This is a genomic window from Stenotrophomonas sp. CASM114, assembly GCF_049384325.1.
Classification (GTDB): domain Bacteria; phylum Pseudomonadota; class Gammaproteobacteria; order Xanthomonadales; family Xanthomonadaceae; genus Stenotrophomonas; species Stenotrophomonas muris.
This window is the reverse complement of the sequence record NZ_JBMRGJ010000037.1, coordinates 1-19737: the sequence shown is the minus strand read 5'-3', so window position 1 is coordinate 19737 and position 19737 is coordinate 1. Positions and strand designations below refer to the sequence as shown.

Below are 19737 nucleotides of genomic sequence, written 5' to 3'. Positions count from 1 at the left end.
CGCCCGGGGCCCGCCACTACGGGGTAATCACGCGCCTCCGCCGCCGCTCCAGCACCACGGCCACCACCAGCACGGTCAGGGCCAGCCCGAACCACTGCACGGCGTAGCCCAGGTGGCGCTGAGGCGGCAGCGTGTTCGGCAGCAGGTCCAGATCGCGCTCGTCGCCAAAGGGCAGTGCCGGGTCCAGCCTCAGCACGCGGTCGGGTAGCGCCTGCAGCCCCAGCGCGCGCGCCAGGCCGTCGTCCGGCAACCGGCTGGCCAGCCAGCGCCCGGCCTCACCGGTAGCAGAGAACGCCGGGCCCAGTAGCAGTCCCGCCGACGGTGGCGGTGCCAGCAGCCCGCGCACGGCCACCGGCGAAGGCGGCGACGGCACCTCCGGAAGCGTGCGATCCGGCGGCAGCGCACGCCAACCGAGGTCGACCAGCAGCACGCTGCCGTCGTCACTGCGGAACGGGCGATAGATCTTCACGCCGGCGCGGCCATGCCGGATCTGGTTGTCCAGCAGTACCACGCCGGGCAGGAAGCGGCCGTGGTCGGCCACGCCGTGCAACGCGCCGGGCGCCGCCAGGGCCTGCGACAGCGGCAACGCCTGTGCCACGGCTGGACCCTGTGCATCCAACATTGCCTGTTTGGCATGCATGCGCTTCAGCTGCCACAGCCCCAATGCGGTGAATCCGGCCATCGCCAGCACGGCCAGCAACCATCCGAACACGCGCGTGTGCTGGCGCATCATGACAAGTCCGCGCAAACGCGGTCAGATAGGCACATCCACCCTGCCCTCGAGCCGCGCATGAGTGATTCGCTGAAGACCCTGCTGGTAATCGCGTTTCTGATCGTCATCGTCTGGAATCTGGGCGCCGGCCTGTACTACCTGCTGGTCGACCGCGGCCAGACCAAGCGCACGGTCAATGCACTGACGCGCCGCATCGCGGTGTCGGTCGCGTTGATCCTGCTGGTGATCGTGAGCATCTACATGGGCTGGATCAAACCACACGGCATCGGCGGCTGAGACCACCGATGCGCGCCTGATCAAAGCACGTAGACGAACAGGAACAGCATCAGCCACACCACGTCGACGAAGTGCCAGTACCACGCGGCGGCTTCGAAACCGAAATGGTTGTCGCGGGTGAAGTGTCCCTTGGCCGAACGCAGCCACATCACGATCAGCATGATCGTGCCCAGCAGCACGTGCGCGCCGTGGAAGCCGGTCAACATGAAGAACGTCGACCCGTAGATGCCGGAGCCGAGCGTCAGGTTCAGTTCCTTGTAGGCATGGATGTACTCCTCTGCCTGCAGGGTCAGGAAGCCCAGGCCGAGTATCACGGTCAGGCCCAGCCAGACCAGCAGCTGGCGGCGGTTGCCGGCCTTCAGTGCGTGGTGGGCGATGGTCAGGGTCACGCCGGAGGTCAACAGGATCAACGTATTGATCAGTGGCAGGCCCCAGGCCGGGATGGTCTGGAACACGCCACCGATCGCCGCCGGGCCATTGGTCGGCCATCCGGCGGAATAGCCCTGCCAGAGCAGCTCGTTGGTCATGACCCCACGGCCTTCGCCACTGAGCCACGACAGGCCCAGGTTGCGGGTGTAGAACAGCGCGCCGAAGAACGCGCCGAAGAACATCACCTCGGAGAAGATGAACCAGATCATCCCCATCCGGAATGATCCGTCGACCTGGTGGTTGTAGTTGCCGGCCTGCGATTCGCGCACCACGTCGCTGAACCACCAGAACAGAGTCAGCACCAGCATCGCGATGCCGATGTAGAACGTCCAGCGTCCCCAGCTGGCATCGTTGAGCCAGCTGGCCACGCCCACCATGGTCACCATCATGGCGATGGAACCCACGAACGGCCATTTGCTCTGGGCCGGGACGAAGTACACGTTGGCGTCGGTCGGTGTCTGGGCCATGTCGGTATCCGGGTCAGGGTGCGGCGTGCGCGCCGTCCGAGGTGGCGGCCGGAGCCAGCCGATCAGACAGCGCGTCGTTGCGGTAGAAGGTGTAGGACAAGGTGATCGTCTTGATCTCCGGCGGCAGGTCCGGATCGACGATGAAGCGCACCGGCATGTCGCGCTTCTCGCCGGCCTGCAGCGTCTGCGCGGTGAAACAGAAGCACTCGGTCTTGCTGAAGAAGCCCGACGCACGCGCCGGTGCCACCGAAGGCACCGCGCTGCCGACCACGGCAGCTGCGCTGTCGTTGCGGGCGAAGTACAGCGCCTCGTTGAGCTCGCCGGGCACCACGTCCATGGTCAGCTGCTCAGGATGGAACGACCACGGCAGTCGCGAATTGACGCCGCCATCGAACTCCACCCGCACGGTGCGCTTGCCGGCCGCGGCACCTGCGCTGGCTTCGCCACCGGGACCGCGTTCCAGGCGCACGCCGAACACCTTCTCGCAGGCGATGCGGTACAGCGGCACCAGCGAGAACGTCAGCAGGAACACCGCCACCGCCACGCCGATCAGGCGCGGCAGCCCGGCACTGCGTGACGGTGTGCTGGCCGGTGCCTCGCTCATCGCCCGATCACCCCGCTGAGGATGAAGCCGACGTAGACCAGCACAGCGATGGCGCCGACCCACACCGCCGTGCGCTTCGCACGCTGGCGCTGCTGCTCGATGCTTCCGCCCTGGTAGAGCCGACCGCTGGTCGGCTGCTTCTCATCCGCCGAGCATGGCTCGGCTCTACAGGTCTGCAGCGGGCTCTCGTTATGCATGCCCCACCTCAATGCGTGATGTCGTCATGCGCCAGATCCCCCGGGCGGATGGTCGGCGGGGTGGTGAAGGTGTGCGCCGGTGCCGGCGACGGCAGCGTCCATTCCAGGCCGCGTGCACCCTCCCAGGAACGCGCTTCGGCCTTCTCGCCGTTGCGCAGCGAGGACAGCAGGATCGCGGCCATCATGAACGGGGTGACGAACATGCCGAACGCACCGATCGAGCTGATCAGGTTCCAGTCGGCAAACGCCACGCTGTAATCGGGAATGCGGCGCGGCATGCCGGCCAGGCCGAGGAAGTGCTGCGGGAAGAACAGCAGGTTGACGAACACGATCGACCACCAGAAGTGCACCTTGGCCCACTTCTCGCTGTACATGCGCCCGGTCCACTTCGGCCACCAGTAGTACACCGCGGCGATCAGCGCGAACACCGCACCGGTCACCAGCACGTAGTGGAAGTGCGCGACCACGAAGTAGGTGTCGTGGTACTGGAAGTCGGCGGCCACGATGGCCAGCATCAGGCCGGAGAAGCCACCGATGGTGAACAGGATGACGAACGCCACCGACCACAGCATCGGTGCCTCGAACGTCAGCGAGCCACGCCACATGGTGCTGACCCAGTTGAACACCTTCACGCCGGTCGGGATCGAGATCAGCATGGTGGCGAACATGAAATAGATCTCGCCGCCCAGCGGCATGCCCACGGTGAACATGTGGTGGGCCCAGACGATGAACGACAGGAACGCGATCGCCGCAGTGGCGTACACCATCGCCTGGTAGCCGAACAGCGGCTTGCGGCTGAAGGTCGGGATGATCTCGCTGACCACGCCGAAGGCGGGCAGGATCATGATGTAGACCTCGGGGTGCCCGAAGAACCAGAAGATGTGCTGGTACATCACCGGGTCACCGCCACCGGCGGCGTTGAAGAAGCTGGTGCCGAAGAACTTGTCGGTCAGCAGCATGGTCACCGCACCGGCCAGCACCGGCATCACCGCGATCAGCAGGAACGCGGTGATCAGCCAGGCCCAGCAGAAGATCGGCATTTTCAGCAGGTCGATGCCCGGCGCACGCATGTTCAGCACGGTGGCGATGATGTTGATCGCACCCATGATCGAACTGATGCCGGCCACGTGGATAGCGAACACGCTGAAGGCCACGTTGTAGCCGCCCTGCAGCGACAGCGGCGGATACAGCGTCCAGCCACCAGCCGGCGCACCACCGGGCAGGAACAGGGTCAGCAGCAGCAGGCTGAAGGCCACCGGCAGCAACCAGAACGACCAGTTGTTCATGCGCGGCAGCGCCATGTCCGGCGCGCCGATCTGCAGCGGGATCATCCAGTTGGCGAGGCCGACGAAGGCCGGCATCACGCCACCGAAGATCATCACCAGCGCATGCACGGTGGTCATCTGGTTGAAGAACTCGGGCTTGACGAACTGCAGGCCGGGCTGTGCCAGCTCGGCGCGGATCACCACGCTCATCGCCGCGCCGATGATGAACATGATGAAGCTGAAACCCAGGTACAGCGTGCCGATGTCCTTGTGGTTGGTCGAGAAGAACCAACGCTCGAAGAAACTCTGCTGGTGATGGTGATCGTCGTGCCCAACTGCCGAGTGCGCCATTGCAAAACACCTCTCAGAATCGGTTGTCACCACGGCCGCGGGCGGCCGCGGGCTTTACATCACGCGCCGCTGGCTGCAGTGGCAGGTGCGCTGGCCGCTTCTGCAGCAGCAGGCGCAGCCGGCGCCTCGCCCGCCGGTGCAGCCGGTTCGGAAGGTGCCGCAGGCGTGGCCGGCGCGGCAGCCGGCGCCGGCTTGCGCTGCGCCAGCCACTGTTTGAATTCCTCCTTGGACACCGCCTCGACCACGATCGGCATGAAGCCGTGGTCCTTTCCGCACAGCTCGGCGCACTGGCCGCGGTACACGCCAGGCTGCTCGATGCTGGTCCAGGCTTCGTTGATGAAGCCGGGAATGGCATCCTGCTTCCAGCCCAGCGCCGGCACCCACCAGGCGTGGATCACGTCGTCGGAGGTGATGACGAAGCGCACCTTGGTGTCGACCGGCAGCACCAGCCGGTTGTCGACATCCAGCAGGTAGTGCGGATGGCTTTCACGGGTCGGCACGATGCCACTTTGCCGCACGCGGTCGGACTCGCGGTCCAGGCGGCTGGTGAAGGTGACGTTCTCGCCGAGGTATTCGTACTTCCACATCCACTGGTAGCCGGTGACCTTGACCGTCATCTCGGCATCGCGGGTGTCGTACATCTTGATCAGGTTGGCCGTGGCCGGCCACGCCATCACGATCAGGATGATCACCGGGATCACCGTCCAGATGATCTCGGCCTTGGTGTTGTGGCTGAAGGTGGCGGCGACTGCCCCCTTGGATTTGCGGAACTTGAAGATGGCGTAGGCCATCGCGCCGAACACGATGACGCCGATCACCGTGCAGATGATCAACGAGAGATTGTTCGATTCCCAGGCCAGGCGCGAGGTCTGGGTCACCCCCTTGCCCATGTTCAGCTGCCACGGCTTGGGATCGGCCGCCTGGGCCCAGGCCAACGCCGGCATCAGTCCCCCGGCCACCATGGCGGTGACCACTGCAACGCACTTCGTGCCCCACCTGCTGCTTTGCTTCATTGCCTAGACCCTTAGCGTCGTCGGTTGCCGCCATCGCTGGCGGCGAGCAAGCTTTCAAGTGTCTCTGCGAGCGTCTGACGTTCGGCCGGCGCGAGGAAACTCCCCACCTCCACCTGCCGGCCGCTGGATGCCAGCCGGACCCTCTCATCGCCGGTGAGCAGGCGCACCCAGTGGGGGTGGGCCCGGAACACCGGCGATCCACCGGGTACGGGGATGACCTCCACGTACGCCGGCACTACCCGGATCTCCTCCTGCCGTTCACCGCTGCGCCACAAGGCACGCAGCGCCGCCGCCAGCACCAGGCTGTACAGCAGCGCGAACAGGGGGGCGAATGCATTGCCGGCCAACCACCCGAGGGCGGACACCAGCCACATCGCACCCGACAACACGGTGAACAACAGGACGAACTGCCGGGCATCGAGCGCCCGTGGGGGACGCAGCCGCAGCTGCGTACCTGACCCATCCGGAGCTGGAAGCACCTCGATCATGTCGCAACCGCGTTCCTGCCGCGGGAAACGTCTCGATGGTAGCCCCGCCCTCTCGCCGGTAGCAAGGGTGCATTCACACTTTTTCCCATGCTGCAACACAGCATGGGGTCGGCGGCGCGAATGCCGAATTCAGCACAAATATTGCCGGGCTTGCTGAACACGCTGAATCCACCACCGTTAGGGGCTATCAGCCCTTCACGAAGGTGGCCGCGGGGCACTTCCGCAACCCGCAAAAATGATTAAAATCGCCAAGTTTTCCATTGGCCGGACCGGCATGAACGCACCTTCCTCCTCCCCTGCCGCCAGCGACGCCCAGCGTCCCGGCGTGCTGCTGTCGCCGGAACTGCCGGCGCCCCCCAACCCGTTCCGCCAGGCCATCACCGATGCCTGGTTGAAGGACGAGGCCAGCCACGTCCGCGAGCTGCTGGCGCAGGCCCGGCTGCCGGCCGACGAGCAGGCCAGGGTGCAGGCGCTGGCCGCCGACCTGGTCGGCCGCGTGCGCGTGCGTGCCAAGGACCAGGGCGCGATCGAAGCCTTCATGCGCCAGTACGACCTGGGCAGCGAAGAAGGCGTGCTGCTGATGTGCGTGGCCGAAGCGCTGCTGCGCATTCCGGACCAGGACACCGCCGACAAGCTGATCCGCGACAAGCTGGCCGATGCCGACTGGGAAAAGCACCTGGGCGGCAGCGACTCGGTGCTGGTCAACGCCTCCACCTGGGGCCTGATGCTGACCGGCAAGCTGGTACAGATGAACGACGCCACCCGCGCCGATGCGCCCAGCGCGTTCAAGCGCCTGGTCGGCCGCGTCGGTGAGCCGGTGGTGCGCCTGGCCGTGCGCCAGGCGATGAAGATCATGGGCCACCAGTTCGTCATGGGCCGCACCATCAGCGAGGCGCTGTCGCGCTCGCACAAGGGCGACAACGCGAACTACCGCTACTCCTTCGACATGCTGGGCGAAGGCGCGCTGACCATGAAGGACGCGCTGCGCTACCTGGAAGACTACCGTCGCGCGATCCACGCCATCGGCGGTGATCACAAGGCCCGCGGCGGCCGCCCGGATGGCGACGTCAACAACGCACCGGGCATCTCGATCAAGCTGTCGGCGCTGTACCCGCGCTACGAGCACGCCAAGCGCGAGCGCGTGCTGAAGGACCTGGTGCCGGGCGTGCTGGAGCTGGCGCAGCTGGCCAAGAGCTACGGCATCGGCTGCACCGTCGACGCCGAAGAGTCCGACCGCCTGGAACTGTCGCTGGACATCATCGAGCAGGTGTTCTCCGACGCCTCGCTGGCCGGCTGGGACGGCTTCGGCGTGGTCGTGCAGGCCTACCAGAAGCGCACGCCGTACACGATCGACCACCTGGCCGACATGGCGCGCCGCGCCGGTCGCCGCCTGCAGGTGCGCCTGGTCAAGGGCGCCTATTGGGATGCCGAGATCAAGCGCGCGCAGATCGAAGGCTATCCGGGCTACCCGGTGTTCACCCGCAAGCAGAACACCGACGTGTCCTACCTGGCATGCGCCAAGCGCCTGTTCACCCATGCCGACGCGATCTACCCGATGTTCGCCACGCACAACGCGCACACCATCGCTGCGGTGCGCAGCATCGCCAACGGTGGCGTGTACGAGCACCAGAAGCTGCACGGCATGGGCGATGACCTGTACGCCGAAGTGGTGCCGGCCGATCGCCTGGGCCTGCCCTGCCGCGTGTACGCCCCGGTCGGTTCGCATGAAGACCTGCTGCCGTACCTGGTGCGCCGCCTGCTGGAAAACGGCGCCAACTCCAGCTTCGTCAACCGCATCACCGATGAGCGCGTGCCGATCGCCGACCTGATCCGCGATCCGGTCGAGATGGTCGCCTCGTTCGCTTCGATTCCGCATCCCAAGATCCCGCTGCCGGTAGACCTGCTGCGCAGCCAGAACCACGACAGGAAGAACTCCATGGGCGCCAACCTCGCCAACGACAACGAACTGCGCGCCCTCGCCGAGCAGCTCAACGCGGCCGTGAAGCCGTGGCAGGCCGCCCCGCTGGTGCCGGGTGCGAACCCGGCCGGCGCCTCGCTGCCGGTGACCAACCCGGCCGACACCCGCGAAGTGGTCGGCCAGTGGCTGGCCGCCGATGCCGCCACCGTGCAGAAGGCGCTGGCGAATGCCGTAGCCGCGCAGCCGGCCTGGAACCGCACCCCGGCCGCCAGCCGCGCCGCCATCCTCGAGCACGCCGCCGACCAGCTGGAAGCGCGCATGCCGGAGTTCATGGCGCTGTGCGTGAAGGAAGCCGGCAAGAGCCTGCCCGACAGCATCGCCGAAGTGCGCGAAGCCGTGGACTTCCTGCGCTACTACGCCAAGCAGGCGCGCGAGCAGTTCAGCCACGCCGAGAAGCTGCCCAGCCCGACCGGTGAGTCCAACGAGCTGCAGCTGCACGGCCGCGGCGTGTTCGTCTGCATCAGCCCGTGGAACTTCCCGCTGGCGATCTTCCTGGGCCAGGTCGCTGCTGCACTGGCCGCCGGCAACAGCGTCATCGCCAAGCCGGCCGAACAGACCAACCTGATCGGCTACTACGCGGTGAAGCTGCTGCACGAAGCTGGCGTGCCAGCCGAGGTGGTGCAGTACCTGCCGGGCGACGGCGCCACCGTCGGTGCCGCACTGACCGCCGACCCGCGCGTGGCCGGCGTGGCCTTCACCGGCTCCACCGACACCGCACGTGCGATCAACCGCGCCATGGCCGCGCGTGACGCCGCCATCGGTGTGCTGATCGCCGAGACCGGCGGCCAGAATGCCTTCATCGCCGACTCCTCGGCGCTGCCGGAACAGCTGGTCAAGGACGCGATCGGTTCGGCCTTCACCTCCGCCGGCCAGCGTTGCTCGGCCGCGCGCGTGCTGTTCGTGCAGGACGACATCGCCGACAAGGTGATGACCATGCTGGCCGGCGCGATGAAGGAACTGAAGGTCGGCAACCCGGGCCTGCTGTCCACCGACGTCGGCCCGGTGATCGACGCCGACGCGCTGAAGATCCTGCAGGACCACGCCGAGCGCATGGACCGCGAAGCCCGCCTGATCGCGGCCGCCGAGCTGTCCGCCGAAGCGGCCAATGGCACCTTCTTCGCACCGCGCGCGTATGAACTGAAGGACCTGGGCCAGCTGCACAAGGAAATCTTCGGGCCGGTCCTGCACGTGATCCGCTGGAAGGGCGACCAGCTCGACGCGGTGATCGACCAGATCAATGCCACCGGCTACGGCCTGACCCTGGGCGTGCATTCGCGCATCGACGAGACCGTTGATCGCATCAGCAACGGCGTCCACGTCGGCAACGTCTACGTCAACCGCAACCAGATCGGCGCGGTGGTCGGCGTGCAGCCGTTCGGCGGCCAGGGCCTGTCCGGCACCGGCCCGAAGGCCGGCGGCCCGCACTACCTGCTGCGCTTCGCTACCGAGAAGACGGTGACGGTGAACACCACCGCCGCCGGCGGCAACGCCTCGCTGTTGACCCTGGGCGACTGATCGCCTGCTTGATGCAGTAAACAAAAAACCCCGCGAACGCGGGGTTTTTTGTGCTTTGCTTCCTGTAGAGGCGGGCCCACGCTCGGCTTTTCCGGCTGTAGAGCCGAGCCCATGCTCGGCTTTTCTGGCGCAGCCGAGCGTGGGCTCGGCTCTACAGAGGCTGGGCCACACTGAACCGATTGTCCGCCCGCTTCGCCAGCTCGCCCTGCACGCGTGCGATGCGCGTCTCCAGATCGCCTTCCAGCAGCACATGCTCGACACCCTCTGCCTGCAGCTGCTCCAGGTACCACGCATGCTGCTGCGCCCGGAAGGCTTTGCCCACGCGCGTGCCATCCTGGTCAAACGGAATATCCGGCGCGCACAGGAACAGCAGGTCGTAGCGTCGTCGTGCCGCTTGCCGCAGCGGCTGCGGCGCCGTGCCAAACATCCAGCCGCTGTAGCCCAGCGTCACCAGCGGCGTGGTATCGCAGAACAGCCAGCGATGCGCACGCCGCACAGCCTCGTCTTCGTGCTGTGGCTGTGTCATTGCGATGCGCAGCAGGTCGCCCGGCGTCAGCTCTCCGCCTCGCTGCTCCCACAGCGTGCGGCCATACTCCGGCACCCAGACGGTCTGCAGACGCTCGGCCAGCACGCGGGCCAGCGTGGTCTTGCCGCTGGACTCGCCACCGATGAAGGCCACGCGCTGTACATGGTCGGCATACACCTGCGGTGCGAGCCCATGGCGATGCGCATGCGGATCGCTGCGCAGCTGGGTGCCGCAGGCCTGCCCGACGTCTAATGCACGTTCGAGCCGCTCATGGCGTACCGGCGCACCGAAGTGCGTGGCCAGTGCCTGCGCGAAGCCGTCACCGTAGTCCTCACCGGTGTACACCGCCTGCACCGGTCCACCGAACAGGTTCAGGCACAGCCAGGCGGTAAAGTCACGCTGCACCTGTTCGTCATCACTGTCCTGCGGCAGCGCTCGCACTGGCAAGCCATGCTGCGCGCACAATGCGGCCAGTCGCGCGTCGTCAAGCACCGCTACCGTGGCCTGCGGGAAACGCGCACGCAGCCATCGCTCGCGGCGCGCAGCGCTGTAGCCGGCAAAGCCCGGCTGCGACCAGCCGATCACCAGCAGCTGCTGGCAGCGCGTGGCGGCGAAGTCGATCAGTCGTTCATGGCCGCGATGCAGCGGGCAGAACTTGCCCACCACCAGGCCGCGTGCAACGCGCTCAGGCAGCGGCATCGGCCGCCCTGGCCTCGTCCCGCATCAGGTGCCGCCAATGGCGCAAGGCGACCAGCGCGTTGATCCAGAAGCCCACATACAGGATCGAGGTCAGGTGCAGGCCACGGCTGTAGTAGAGCGGCACCGCAACGGTGTTCACCAGCAGCCATACCCACCACGATTCCAGCTTGCGTCGCATCATCAGGATCTGCGCGATCACACTCAACATCAGCACCGCCGAATCGATGTACGGCGCATAGGCATTGGTCAGGCGGGTCAGCATCCAGCCGTAGCCGAACGTGGCCACTACCGCCAGCGGCGCCAGCCAGGCCCAGGCGCGCGGCCGCAATGAAGTGATCGGCAACGGCGCGCCATGGTCACCACGCAGCCACTGCCACCAGCCCAGCACGCTGATGGCGATGAAGAAGAACTGCAGCACCATGTCCGCATACAGATGCGATCGTTCGAACACGGCAGCAAACAAGGCGCAGCCGACGATGCCCAGCCACCAGGTGTGCACGTTGTTGCGGCCGGCCAGCAGGATCGAGCCGGCGACGGCGATGTTGGCAGCCAGCTCCAGCTGGAAGTTCGGATCGGACAGGTTCATGTCGCTATTGTCGTGGATCCTTGCGCTGCGTGGACGCCCCGGCCCGTCCCCACAAAAAGAAAGGCCCCGCTTGCGCGGGGCCTCCTTCGTACTGCTTCAGGCAATCGCCCGAATCAGAACTTGTACTGCATCGAAGCCGCCAGCACGTCGCCGCTGACCTTGTACTTGCCGGTCACGGTGTTGCCGGTGGCAGAGGTCGAGGTGATGTTCGGATCCTTGGTGAACAGGTGGGTGTAGCCCACGCTGTATTCCATCTTGTCCGAAGCGGCGTAGGTCATGCCCAGCGACAGCCACTTGCGGGTGGTGTCCGGCACGCGCACGTCGCGGTGGGCATCGGTGGTCGGGGTCTGGTCATAGGCCAGGCCGCCGCGCAGGGTCAGCTTGTCGTTCACGCGGAAATCGGTACCGATCGACGCGAAGGTGGTGTCACGGTAGTGGAACGGCAGCACGCTGTCCGGCTGGTTGGAGTCGTAATCGACGACGACCTGGTCGAACTTGCTCCACGCGGTGCGCGTGACTTCAGCCATGATCTGCCACTGGTCGTTCACACGGTGGGTGAAGCCCACGGTGGCGCTGGCCGGCAGGGTGATGGTCGCGCGACCGTTGCTGTCGATGAAGGTACCCGGGGCAGCAGTGGCCAGGAAGGCCGCCGCATTCTGCGGGGTGGTGAAATCGGCCTTGCCGTCGGTGATCTTGTGCTCGACCTTCGAGCGGTAGCTGAACGCGATGTTGGTGCCTTCCACCGGGGTTACCGTCATGCCCAGGGTGTAGCCGACCGACACTTCATCGCCCTTGATGCGCAGGTAGCCATCGGCGGTGCCCGGCGAGAAGCCGAGCTGGGCGGCCTGGCGTGCAGCGGCCTGCGAGGCCGCCGCAGCCTGGGCTGCGGTGCCGCCGGCAGCCAACACACGCGCCGCAGCGGTGCGCTGGGCAGTGGCGTTGATCGCGGTGCCGGTGTCGACAGCACTGGTCAGGTCGACGTTCAGGCGCTCGGCGAACACCGACGCACCGAACGACAGGTACGGGTTGACGTCATAGGAGAACGCCACGCCCAGGTCGATGGCCTGCAGCTCGGTCTTGACGCCGTTGTAGCGGCCGACCCAGTCGCGGTCGTATTCGGTCTTGAAGCCGAACGGCACGGTCAGCGAAGCACCGAAGTGCATGTTGTCGTTCTCGCCGAACGGCACGTGGAAGTACGCGGCCGGAACCGGGGCGATCATGCCGGCGTCGCCGCCGTTGCCACCGGAAATCGGCGCGCCGTTGGCGTACTTGCCCTGGCCGCGGAACTTGGCGCCGAAGCTGATGGCGCTGACGTCGCCCTGGACCAGGGTGCCATCGAGCAGGCGCATGGACGCCGGGTTGGTGGCGATGACCGAGGCGTCACCTTCGGTCGAGGTGGAGCCGGCGAACGCGCGGCCCAGGCCCTTGGCGCTGTTTTCCTTCAGCTGGAAGGCGGCAGCATTGGCATCGGCGGCGGCCAGCGCACCGGCAACGCCGACGGCCAGCAGGGTCAGTCGGGCAATGGTGGAAGCGGTTTGCATCGTAGTTCTCTCTCCGGTAAGCGGTGATGGTGCTCTGAGTGCGCCTGCGCCCGCCGGGTCCTGGGACCCATCGGAGCGCGCCGGATTCCCCTCCCGACATACGACGCCGTATGCGAGTATTACCCAGAGCTGTTAATGAAACAATAACAGCGCAGGCGGTTTTTTCGTCTCAAAAGCTGAACAGGACCGTCCCCACCGAACGTGGCCGCACGCTAGGCTATTGGCATGTTCGTCTCCCTCCCGTCGCGCAAGAAGGCGACCCTGCGCTGGGCCACGCCCGTGCTGTTCGCGTCATTGTGGCTGGCATTCCTGTGGTCGATCTCGCGCCCGGACGATGCCCGCGGCAGTCTCTGGCTGGACTGGGGCGCCCTGTCCACCGGCCTGACCCGTCCGCTGGACTGGTGGGCGACCCTGCAGGACGGCAGCGTGCTGCGCCTGTTCACTGCGCTGTTCCTGCACGCCGACTGGTCGCACCTGCTGGGCAACCTGGTGTTCCTGCTGATCTTCGGCCTCCCCGCCGAGCGGGTGCTGGGACCCTGGCGGTTGCTGCTGCTGTTCCTCGTGGGCGGCGCGGTGTCCAACCTGGTGGCGATCTACACCATGGGCAGCCCGGACCAGATCATCATCGGCGCCAGCGGCGCGGTGTCGGCGCTGATCGGCGCCTATCTGGCCCTGTTCCCCGGTGCCCGGCTGGGCGTGGTGATCCCGCTGGGCCTGTTCCTGGAGTTCGTGCGCGCCCCGGCCTACCTGCTGATCGGCGTCTGGGCCGCGCTGCAGGTGGTGTTCGCCCATATCGGCCCCAGCTTCGGCATGGTGGCCTGGTGGGCGCACATCGGCGGCTTCGTGTTCGGCGTGGTGTATGGCGTGTACGTGCGCGCCGCGATCGCGCGCCGCCTGCGCAAGCGGCACGGATTCTGACCCCTGGTAGTGCCGGCCGCTGGCCGGCTCCACGCTCACCCGCTCGTTCGTAGATCAGTCGAGCATGGCTCGACTCTACAAAATCAAGGCTTGGCCGGGACGGGTTCGGGCTTTGCTTCCGGCTTTGCTTCCGGCTTTGCTTCCGGCTTTGCTTCCGGCTTCGCCGCAGCGGCCTTCGCGGCCTTGGCCGCATCCGCCTTGGCGGCCTCGGCCTTCAATCGTGCGGCCACCGAACCCGGGTTCTTCAGCTCGGCCAGCGCGTCGTTGATCGGGCCATCGCCCGGCAGCACCGCACCGGCGTGGTAGCCCTCCGTGCCTTCGTCATCGCCGCGCAGATGGCCCGGCAGGGTCGCTTCGCTGTAGTCGCTCAGGCTGGCTGGCAGTGCCTCCTCGGCCGGCGTGGCGGCGGGCTTCAGTTCGACGTCCGGCACGATGCCGGTGGCCTGGATCGACTTGCCGCTGGGCGTGTAATAGCGCGCGGTGGTCAGCTTCACCGAATCACCGTTGTCCAGCGGCAGCACGGTCTGCACCGAGCCCTTGCCGAAGGTACGGCTGCCGACCACGCGCGCCCGCTTGTTGTCGCGCAGCGCGCCGGCCAGGACTTCCGATGCACTGGCCGAACCGGCATCGGCCAGCACGACCACCGGTGCGCCCTTCAGCAGGTCGCCCGGGGTCGCGTCGAATCGTGCATCGCTGATGCTGATGCGGCCACGGGTGCTGACGATGTTGCCCTTGTCGAGCAGATCATCGGCCACCTGCACGGCAGCGGTCAGCAGGCCACCCGGGTTGCTGCGCAGGTCCAGCACCAGGCCCTTGAGCTGGCCACCGGACTGCTTCTGCAGCTGCTGCACGTGCTTCTGGAAGTCCGAACCGGTATCGGCCTGGAAGGTGCTCAGGCGGATGTAGCCATAGCCGGGTTCCAGCAGGCGGCTGCGCACGCTGGTCACGCGGATGGTCTGGCGGGTGAGGCTCACGTCGAACGGCTTGGGCTTGCCTTCGCGCACGATGGTCAGCACCACCTTGCTGCCGGCCGGGCCGCGCAGCGGCTCGCTGGCATCGATCGCACTGATCGGCTTGCCGTCGATGGCGATGATCAGGTCACCAGCGAGGATGCCGGCCTTGGCCGCCGGGGTGTCGTCGATCGGCGCGATCACCTTCATGCTGGCGTTGTCCGGCTGCTGCTGCAGCTCCACGCCGATGCCCTCGTAGGCACCATTGGCCTGCTCGTCGAAGGCCTGCGCGTCTTCCTTGTTGAAGTAGGTGCTGTGCGGATCGAGGTCGAGCAGCAGGCCACGCACGGCCGACTGCATCAGCTTCTTGTCATCGACCGGATCGACATAGGCGGCGCGCACCGCGTTGTACACGGCCACGAAACGGCGGATGTCCTCCAGCGGCACCTTCGAGGTCACCGCCTCCTCGCTGTTCGCTGCCTGCCCGCTGGTTTCCTGGCTCGGGGCGGGCGCGGTCTGCTGCGCCCAGGACAGCGCTGGCAACAGGGCCAGCAAGAGGGTGGCGGTACGGGCTGCGCGCATGGATCACTCCTGTCGACGTTGGCATCGTGCCCAAGGCACATGCACCGATTATGCGCGAAGCACAGCTAAATTCCCGTTGAATCCAACCCGCATCCGGCAGGCCTGGATTCAGCGCCGCTGCAGCCAGCTGTCCGGGTTGACCGGCTGCCCGCCACGGCGCAGCTCAAAGTACAGCGCGGTGACGCCCTGGCCACCGGAATTGCCGACCTTGGCCACCGCATCACCGCGGCTTACCCGTGCGCCGGCATCCTTCAGCAGGGTGTCGTTGTGGGCATACAGGCTCATGTAGCCATTGCCGTGGTCGACGATCAGGATCATGCCGTAGCCGGTCATCCAGTCGGAGAACACCACGGTGCCGTCGGCCACGGCCGTGACGGTGCTGCCGGCCGGCGCGCCGATCAGCACGCCGCTGCTGGTACGGCCATCGGGCAGCTTGCCGCCATAGCGGGCCAGCAGGTTGCCGGACAACGGCCAACCCAGGCCGCCGACCTTCGGTGCCGGTGCCGACGCCACCGCAGGTGGAACCTTGGTTGCCGGCGGCGGTGGCCGGCCCTGTGCGGCCGCCTGGCGTGCGGCCCGCTCGGCAGCGGCCTTTTCGGCAGCAGCTCGACGTGCCGCCGCGCGACGCTCGGCTTCGGCCCGGGCGGCAGCGGCACGCAGATTGGCCAGCAGCGTTTCCAGCGCCTTGGCATCCTGGCCCAGTGCCTGTTCCTTCTCGCGCCGGTCCTTGAAGCGTTCGTCAAGCGAGGCCACGGTCTGCGCGCGGTCACGGCGGTCGGCCGCCAGCGCCGCTGCCTGCTGCTTCTGGTCCTGCTGCGCCCCCTGCAGCTTCTGCTTGCGCTCGGCGATCTGCGCCTGCAGCGCTTCCAGTTCCTTCAGGTCGGCGGTGAGCGTGGTGATGCGCTGCGCTCGTTCGCGCTGCAGGTAACGATGGTAGGCCAGGGCGCGATTGGCATCGGCCACCGTGTCCTGCGACAACAGCAGCTTCAGCGGTGCGTGATTGCCAAGCTGATACGCCGCGCGCAGCAGGCCGGCCAGTTCGCGGTGCTGCTGGGCCAGGTTGGTTTGCAGGCTGCTGCGGCGCTGCTCGGCCTGGGCCAGGGCCTGGGCCTGCTCGCGCAGCGCCGCTTCGGTCTGCGCAAGCGCGCGGCCGGTGCGTGCCACCTTCTCGTCGGCCTCGCGCAGCTGTTGCGATGCTTGGCCACGCTGCCCTTCGATCTGCCGTCGCTCCTGCGCCACGCCCTTCAGCTCGGTACGCAGCTTCTGCAGCTTGCGCTCGGTCTCGCGGGTGGTCTGCGCAGCACCCGGCAGGGGCAGGGGCAGGGCCAGCGCCACAGCCAGCCCCAGCAGCAGCCAGCGCCCGCCGCGTACGGCGGCGATGTGATGTCGGCGTGATGGGAAGGCGTTGTCGCGCAAGGGCTTTCCAGTGACTTCAGGCAGTTGCGGGGGGTACCGGGGAATGGTGACATCTCCGCACGCGGCCTGCCAGCCGCACATCCATCGAGGTTCCCATGAAAACTCTATCCATTCCGCTGCTGTTGGGCGTACTGCTGGTCACCGGGCCGGTCTGCGCCCAAGAGAACATCAGCAAGGTCAACGGCAGCATCAGCGCCGACCCCGGCCAACGCTACGGCAAGCTGGACACCGTCAACGGCGGCATCCGCGTCGGCGAAGGCGTCGAGACCGGAAGCATCGACACCGTCAACGGCGGGGTGAAGGTTGCCGACCGCGCACGCACCGGCAAGATCGAAACGGTCAACGGCGGTGTCCGCCTGGGTCGCGAAGTGATCGCCAGCGGTGGCGTCAGCACCGTCAACGGCAGCATCTTCACTGATCGCGGCAGCCAGATCGAAGGCGGCGTCGAGACCGTGAACGGCGGCATCGGCCTGGTCGAGAGCCGCGTCGGCAAAGACGTCGAGACCGTCAACGGTGACATCACCGTCGGCATCGGTTCGCAGGTCAACGGCGGCGTGCATGTGCGCAAGCCGAACTTCAGTGTCTCGCTCACCGCCAGCCGCAAGCCGCGCGTGATCATCGGCCCCAACGCGGTCGTCAGTGGGCCGCTGCAGTTCGAGCGCGAGGTGGTGCTGTACGTGCATCGCACCGCACGCATCGGCCCGGTCACCGGGGCCGAGCCGATCCCGTTCGATACCGAAACCGCGCCGGCCGACTGAACCCGTCGCACCCGCCGCTTCGGTGATACTCGCGTTTACCGGTCGCGCATGAGATGCGACCGCCCTTTGTTCTCCAGGAATCGACGATGCCCCGCAAACTCCTCCTGTGCCTGGCCGCCGCGGCCGCGCTCAGTGCCTGCAAAGGCGAATCCACGCCGGCTGCCACGCCGCCCACCGATACCGCTGCCGCGAAGCCGGCCGCCCATCAGTTCTCACCGGAGATCAACGCCGGCGACTTCGCCGAGATGGTCAAGACCCTGGCTTCGGATGAGTTCGAAGGCCGCGCCCCGGGCAGCAAGGGCGAAGAACTGACGGTCAACTACATCCGCGACCAGATGCAGCGCATCGGCCTGCAGCCCGGCAACGGCGACAGCTGGTTCCAGGATGTGCCGATGACCGAGACCACGGCCGATGAATCGACCGTGCTGAAGATCACCCAGGGCGGCAAGACCACCGAACTGAAGTTCGGCACCGACATGGTGGTCGGCACCCGTACCGGCCAGGCCGAGGTGAAGGTCGATGCCAGCGACCTGGTGTTCGTCGGCTATGGCGTCGATGCGCCGGAGCAGAAGTGGAACGACTACGCCGGTCAGGACTGGAAGGGCAAGACGGTCGTGATGTTCGTCAACGACCCGGGCTTCCACGTCGACGACGCGAAGCTGTTCGACGGCAAGCGCATGACCTACTACGGCCGCTGGACCTACAAGTTCGAGGAGGCCGCCCGCAAGGGCGCCGCCGCCGCGCTGATCGTGCACGACACCGCCGGCGCGTCCTACGGCTGGGACGTGGTGAAGAATTCCTGGGCTGGCCCGCAGTACGACCTGCCCGCCAAGGATGACCCGGAAGCGCGCATCCCGGTACAGGGCTGGCTGAGCGCCGACGCGGCCAAGGCACTGTTCGCCGGTGCCGGCCTGGACCTTGCCCAGGCCTACAAGGACGCCAGCAAGCGCGGTTTCAAGCCAGTGCCGCTGAAGGCCACCGCTGCGGTCGACCTGAAGAGCCAGATCGCACAGAAGCAGTCGCGCAACGTGGTCGGCGTGCTGCCGGGCAGCAAGCGCGCTGACGAGGCCGTCCTGTACATGGCGCACTGGGACCACCTGGGCAAGCATGAGGGTGAGACCGGCGACAACATCTACAACGGCGCGGTCGACAACGCCACCGGCGTGGCTGGCATTCTCGAAGTGGCCGAAGCCATGGCCCACCAGGAGCCGAAGCCGGAGCGTTCGGTGGTGTTCCTGGCGGTGACCCTGGAAGAGTCCGGCCTGCTGGGTTCCAAGTACTACGTCGCCCACCCGACCTTCCCGCTGGACAAGATCGCCGGCGTGATCAACATCGATGCGATGTCGGTGGCCGGCCGTGCCAAGGACGTGACCGTCACCGGCTTCGGCAGCTCGGAGCTGGAGGACATCCTCAAGCCGCTGGCCGCCGCCCAGGACCGCACCCTGCACGGTGAGACCTCGGTACAGAGCGGCTTCTACTTCCGCTCCGATCACTTCAACTTCGCAAAAGCGGGTGTGCCGGCCCTGTACGCCGATGGCGGCGAAGACCTGCGCGAGGGTGGCGTGGAAGCGGGCCGCAAGGCGGCGGCGGACTACGGCGCCAACCGTTACCACGGCCCGAAGGACGAGTTCGACGCCGCCACCTGGAAGCTGGACGGCACCGTCGAAGACCTGCAGCTGATGTACGGCGTGGGCAAGGAACTGGCCGGTGGCGATCGTTGGCCGAACTGGTATGCAGGCAATCCGTTCAAGGCAGCCCGCGACGCGATGATGAAGGACAAGGTCCCGGCCAAGTAAAGTCGGGCCATGCTCGACTGAGCACTGTTGAGAGCAGAGCGGCGCCCCACGGGGCGCCGCTTTTCTTTTGCGTACCGTCGGCGGCTCATCCACGGTTGGTGTGGATCTGCCGGTAGTGCCGGCCGCTGGCCGGCAATCGATTGGTAGCGGCCAACCCTGGTTGGCGCCATGCTTCCTCGCAGAGGGCCTCCACGCATGGCGTGGATCTACCGGGCAATGCAACGCCATCGGGTTGCCGGCCAGCGGCCGGCGCTACCGGGGTTTCCTGCGCACAAAGAAAAACCCCGCTGCATGAGCAGCGGGGTTTTGGGTGTAAACCCTGGCGATGACCTACTCTCGCATGGCTTGAGCCACACTACCATCGGCGCAGCTGCGTTTCACTTCCGAGTTCGGGATGGGATCGGGTGGTTCCACAGCGCTAATTTCACCAGGGAGACGGTTGCAGCAGCGCTTGCAGCGCCAGCTTCGCGATCTTGCCCTTGGGGCGGAAGGGACCCGGAAAATGCAGTGCCTTCACTTAATAAGAAAAACCCCGCTGCGCAAGCAGCGGGGTTTTGGGTATAAACCCTGGCGATGACCTACTCTCGCATGGCTTGAGCCACACTACCATCGGCGCAGCTGCGTTTCACTTCCGAGTTCGGGATGGGAT

The 19737-nt window shown here is 66.7% G+C and carries 17 protein-coding genes and 2 rRNA genes; 5 read left to right on the top strand and 14 right to left on the bottom strand.

From position 1 onward, the window contains the following. Positions 1–16: 16 nt before the first annotated feature. Positions 17–733 carry an SURF1 family protein gene (locus tag VG566_RS20180; protein WP_164111072.1) on the bottom strand — a complete coding sequence of 239 codons (717 nt, stop codon included), beginning with the start codon at positions 731–733 and terminating at the stop codon, positions 17–19. A 57-nt stretch (positions 734–790) separates the two neighbouring features. On the opposite strand from VG566_RS20180, the gene VG566_RS20175 reads away from it, so the two are divergent. After that, a complete protein-coding gene (locus VG566_RS20175; RefSeq protein WP_005412025.1) occupies positions 791–1009 on the top strand; it encodes a twin transmembrane helix small protein in 219 nt (72 codons plus the stop codon). A gap of 20 nt (positions 1010–1029) precedes the next feature. Here the strand turns inward: VG566_RS20175 and VG566_RS20170 are convergent, their stop codons facing one another. From VG566_RS20170 to VG566_RS20145, 6 genes are read right to left on the bottom strand one after another with little or no spacing between them, the layout of a single operon-like run. Further along, a complete protein-coding gene (locus VG566_RS20170; protein WP_164111074.1) occupies positions 1030–1905 on the bottom strand; it encodes a cytochrome c oxidase subunit 3 in 876 nt (291 codons plus the stop codon). A gap of 13 nt (positions 1906–1918) precedes the next feature. After that, complete coding sequence (locus VG566_RS20165; RefSeq protein WP_014035725.1) at positions 1919–2509, bottom strand: cytochrome c oxidase assembly protein; 591 nt, start codon at positions 2507–2509, stop codon at positions 1919–1921. Beyond that, complete coding sequence (locus tag VG566_RS20160; protein ID WP_032957755.1) at positions 2506–2706, bottom strand: hypothetical protein; 201 nt, start codon at positions 2704–2706, stop codon at positions 2506–2508. The genes VG566_RS20165 and VG566_RS20160 overlap by 4 nt, the downstream gene beginning before the upstream one ends. Before the next feature lie 8 nt (positions 2707–2714). Then, positions 2715–4322 (bottom strand): cytochrome c oxidase subunit I, encoded by a 1608-nt coding sequence (ctaD, locus tag VG566_RS20155; RefSeq protein ID WP_004153896.1) that lies wholly within the window; start codon positions 4320–4322, stop codon positions 2715–2717. A 59-nt stretch (positions 4323–4381) separates the two neighbouring features. Continuing rightward, on the bottom strand, positions 4382–5335 hold the full coding sequence (gene coxB, locus VG566_RS20150) for a cytochrome c oxidase subunit II (protein WP_241884911.1): 954 nt from the start codon (positions 5333–5335) through the stop codon (positions 4382–4384). Between the two features lie 11 nt (positions 5336–5346). Beyond that, positions 5347–5823 carry a DUF2244 domain-containing protein gene (locus VG566_RS20145; protein WP_014645689.1) on the bottom strand — a complete coding sequence of 159 codons (477 nt, stop codon included), beginning with the start codon at positions 5821–5823 and terminating at the stop codon, positions 5347–5349. Positions 5824–6097: 274 nt separating this feature from the next. On the opposite strand from VG566_RS20145, the gene putA reads away from it, so the two are divergent. Then, on the top strand, positions 6098–9316 hold the full coding sequence (gene putA, locus VG566_RS20140; RefSeq protein WP_014645688.1) for a bifunctional proline dehydrogenase/L-glutamate gamma-semialdehyde dehydrogenase PutA: 3219 nt from the start codon (positions 6098–6100) through the stop codon (positions 9314–9316). A gap of 151 nt (positions 9317–9467) precedes the next feature. Here the strand turns inward: putA and VG566_RS20135 are convergent, their stop codons facing one another. The 3 genes from VG566_RS20135 to VG566_RS20125 form a co-directional block, all read right to left on the bottom strand. Continuing rightward, positions 9468–10541: an AAA family ATPase gene (locus VG566_RS20135; protein WP_241884912.1), complete on the bottom strand. Its 1074-nt coding sequence runs from the start codon at positions 10539–10541 to the stop codon at positions 9468–9470. Continuing rightward, on the bottom strand, positions 10528–11127 hold the full coding sequence (pnuC, locus tag VG566_RS20130) for a nicotinamide riboside transporter PnuC (RefSeq protein WP_241884913.1): 600 nt from the start codon (positions 11125–11127) through the stop codon (positions 10528–10530). Before pnuC ends, VG566_RS20135 begins: the two co-directional genes overlap by 14 nt. A gap of 113 nt (positions 11128–11240) precedes the next feature. Continuing rightward, positions 11241–12668: an outer membrane protein transport protein gene (locus VG566_RS20125; protein WP_241884914.1), complete on the bottom strand. Its 1428-nt coding sequence runs from the start codon at positions 12666–12668 to the stop codon at positions 11241–11243. Positions 12669–12893: 225 nt separating this feature from the next. On the opposite strand from VG566_RS20125, the gene VG566_RS20120 reads away from it, so the two are divergent. Continuing rightward, positions 12894–13586: a rhomboid family intramembrane serine protease gene (locus VG566_RS20120; RefSeq protein ID WP_197561471.1), complete on the top strand. Its 693-nt coding sequence runs from the start codon at positions 12894–12896 to the stop codon at positions 13584–13586. Between the two features lie 83 nt (positions 13587–13669). On the opposite strand, the gene VG566_RS20115 is transcribed toward VG566_RS20120, so the two are convergent. Together VG566_RS20115 and VG566_RS20110 are read right to left on the bottom strand one after the other, a co-directional pair. After that, positions 13670–15118: a S41 family peptidase gene (locus VG566_RS20115; RefSeq protein WP_241884915.1), complete on the bottom strand. Its 1449-nt coding sequence runs from the start codon at positions 15116–15118 to the stop codon at positions 13670–13672. Positions 15119–15226: 108 nt separating this feature from the next. Next, positions 15227–16534, bottom strand: coding sequence for a peptidoglycan DD-metalloendopeptidase family protein (locus VG566_RS20110; protein ID WP_241884916.1), 1308 nt, complete (start codon positions 16532–16534; stop codon positions 15227–15229). Positions 16535–16629: 95 nt separating this feature from the next. On the opposite strand from VG566_RS20110, the gene VG566_RS20105 reads away from it, so the two are divergent. Further along, the gene (locus tag VG566_RS20105; protein WP_197575132.1) at positions 16630–17292 is read left to right on the top strand and encodes a hypothetical protein; all 663 of its coding nucleotides are present in this window, start codon (positions 16630–16632) and stop codon (positions 17290–17292) included. A gap of 86 nt (positions 17293–17378) precedes the next feature. Next, positions 17379–19088: a M28 family metallopeptidase gene (locus VG566_RS20100; protein WP_049408406.1), complete on the top strand. Its 1710-nt coding sequence runs from the start codon at positions 17379–17381 to the stop codon at positions 19086–19088. Positions 19089–19405: 317 nt separating this feature from the next. On the opposite strand, the gene rrf (VG566_RS20095) is transcribed toward VG566_RS20100, so the two are convergent. Then, a 5S ribosomal RNA gene (gene rrf / locus VG566_RS20095) occupies positions 19406–19520 on the bottom strand. Positions 19521–19653: 133 nt separating this feature from the next. Then, positions 19654–19737 (bottom strand): 5S ribosomal RNA (gene rrf, locus VG566_RS20090); the annotation flags it as partial.

What these genes read in the sequence shown, in the direction of transcription:
- ctaD (WP_004153896.1), bottom strand. Translation starts at nt 4,322, where the DNA reads ATGGCGCACTCGGCAGTTGGGCACGACGATCACCATCACCAGCAGAGT.
- VG566_RS20165 (WP_014035725.1), bottom strand. Translation starts at nt 2,509, where the DNA reads ATGAGCGAGGCACCGGCCAGCACACCGTCACGCAGTGCCGGGCTGCCG.
- putA (WP_014645688.1), top strand. Translation starts at nt 6,098, where the DNA reads ATGAACGCACCTTCCTCCTCCCCTGCCGCCAGCGACGCCCAGCGTCCC.
- VG566_RS20100 (WP_049408406.1), top strand. Translation starts at nt 17,379, where the DNA reads ATGCCCCGCAAACTCCTCCTGTGCCTGGCCGCCGCGGCCGCGCTCAGT.
- VG566_RS20160 (WP_032957755.1), bottom strand. Translation starts at nt 2,706, where the DNA reads ATGCATAACGAGAGCCCGCTGCAGACCTGTAGAGCCGAGCCATGCTCG.
- VG566_RS20115 (WP_241884915.1), bottom strand. Translation starts at nt 15,118, where the DNA reads ATGCGCGCAGCCCGTACCGCCACCCTCTTGCTGGCCCTGTTGCCAGCG.
- VG566_RS20175 (WP_005412025.1), top strand. Translation starts at nt 791, where the DNA reads ATGAGTGATTCGCTGAAGACCCTGCTGGTAATCGCGTTTCTGATCGTC.
- VG566_RS20170 (WP_164111074.1), bottom strand. Translation starts at nt 1,905, where the DNA reads ATGGCCCAGACACCGACCGACGCCAACGTGTACTTCGTCCCGGCCCAG.
- coxB (WP_241884911.1), bottom strand. Translation starts at nt 5,335, where the DNA reads ATGAAGCAAAGCAGCAGGTGGGGCACGAAGTGCGTTGCAGTGGTCACC.
- pnuC (WP_241884913.1), bottom strand. Translation starts at nt 11,127, where the DNA reads ATGAACCTGTCCGATCCGAACTTCCAGCTGGAGCTGGCTGCCAACATC.
- VG566_RS20105 (WP_197575132.1), top strand. Translation starts at nt 16,630, where the DNA reads ATGAAAACTCTATCCATTCCGCTGCTGTTGGGCGTACTGCTGGTCACC.
- VG566_RS20125 (WP_241884914.1), bottom strand. Translation starts at nt 12,668, where the DNA reads ATGCAAACCGCTTCCACCATTGCCCGACTGACCCTGCTGGCCGTCGGC.
- VG566_RS20145 (WP_014645689.1), bottom strand. Translation starts at nt 5,823, where the DNA reads ATGATCGAGGTGCTTCCAGCTCCGGATGGGTCAGGTACGCAGCTGCGG.
- VG566_RS20135 (WP_241884912.1), bottom strand. Translation starts at nt 10,541, where the DNA reads ATGCCGCTGCCTGAGCGCGTTGCACGCGGCCTGGTGGTGGGCAAGTTC.
- VG566_RS20120 (WP_197561471.1), top strand. Translation starts at nt 12,894, where the DNA reads ATGTTCGTCTCCCTCCCGTCGCGCAAGAAGGCGACCCTGCGCTGGGCC.
- VG566_RS20180 (WP_164111072.1), bottom strand. Translation starts at nt 733, where the DNA reads ATGATGCGCCAGCACACGCGCGTGTTCGGATGGTTGCTGGCCGTGCTG.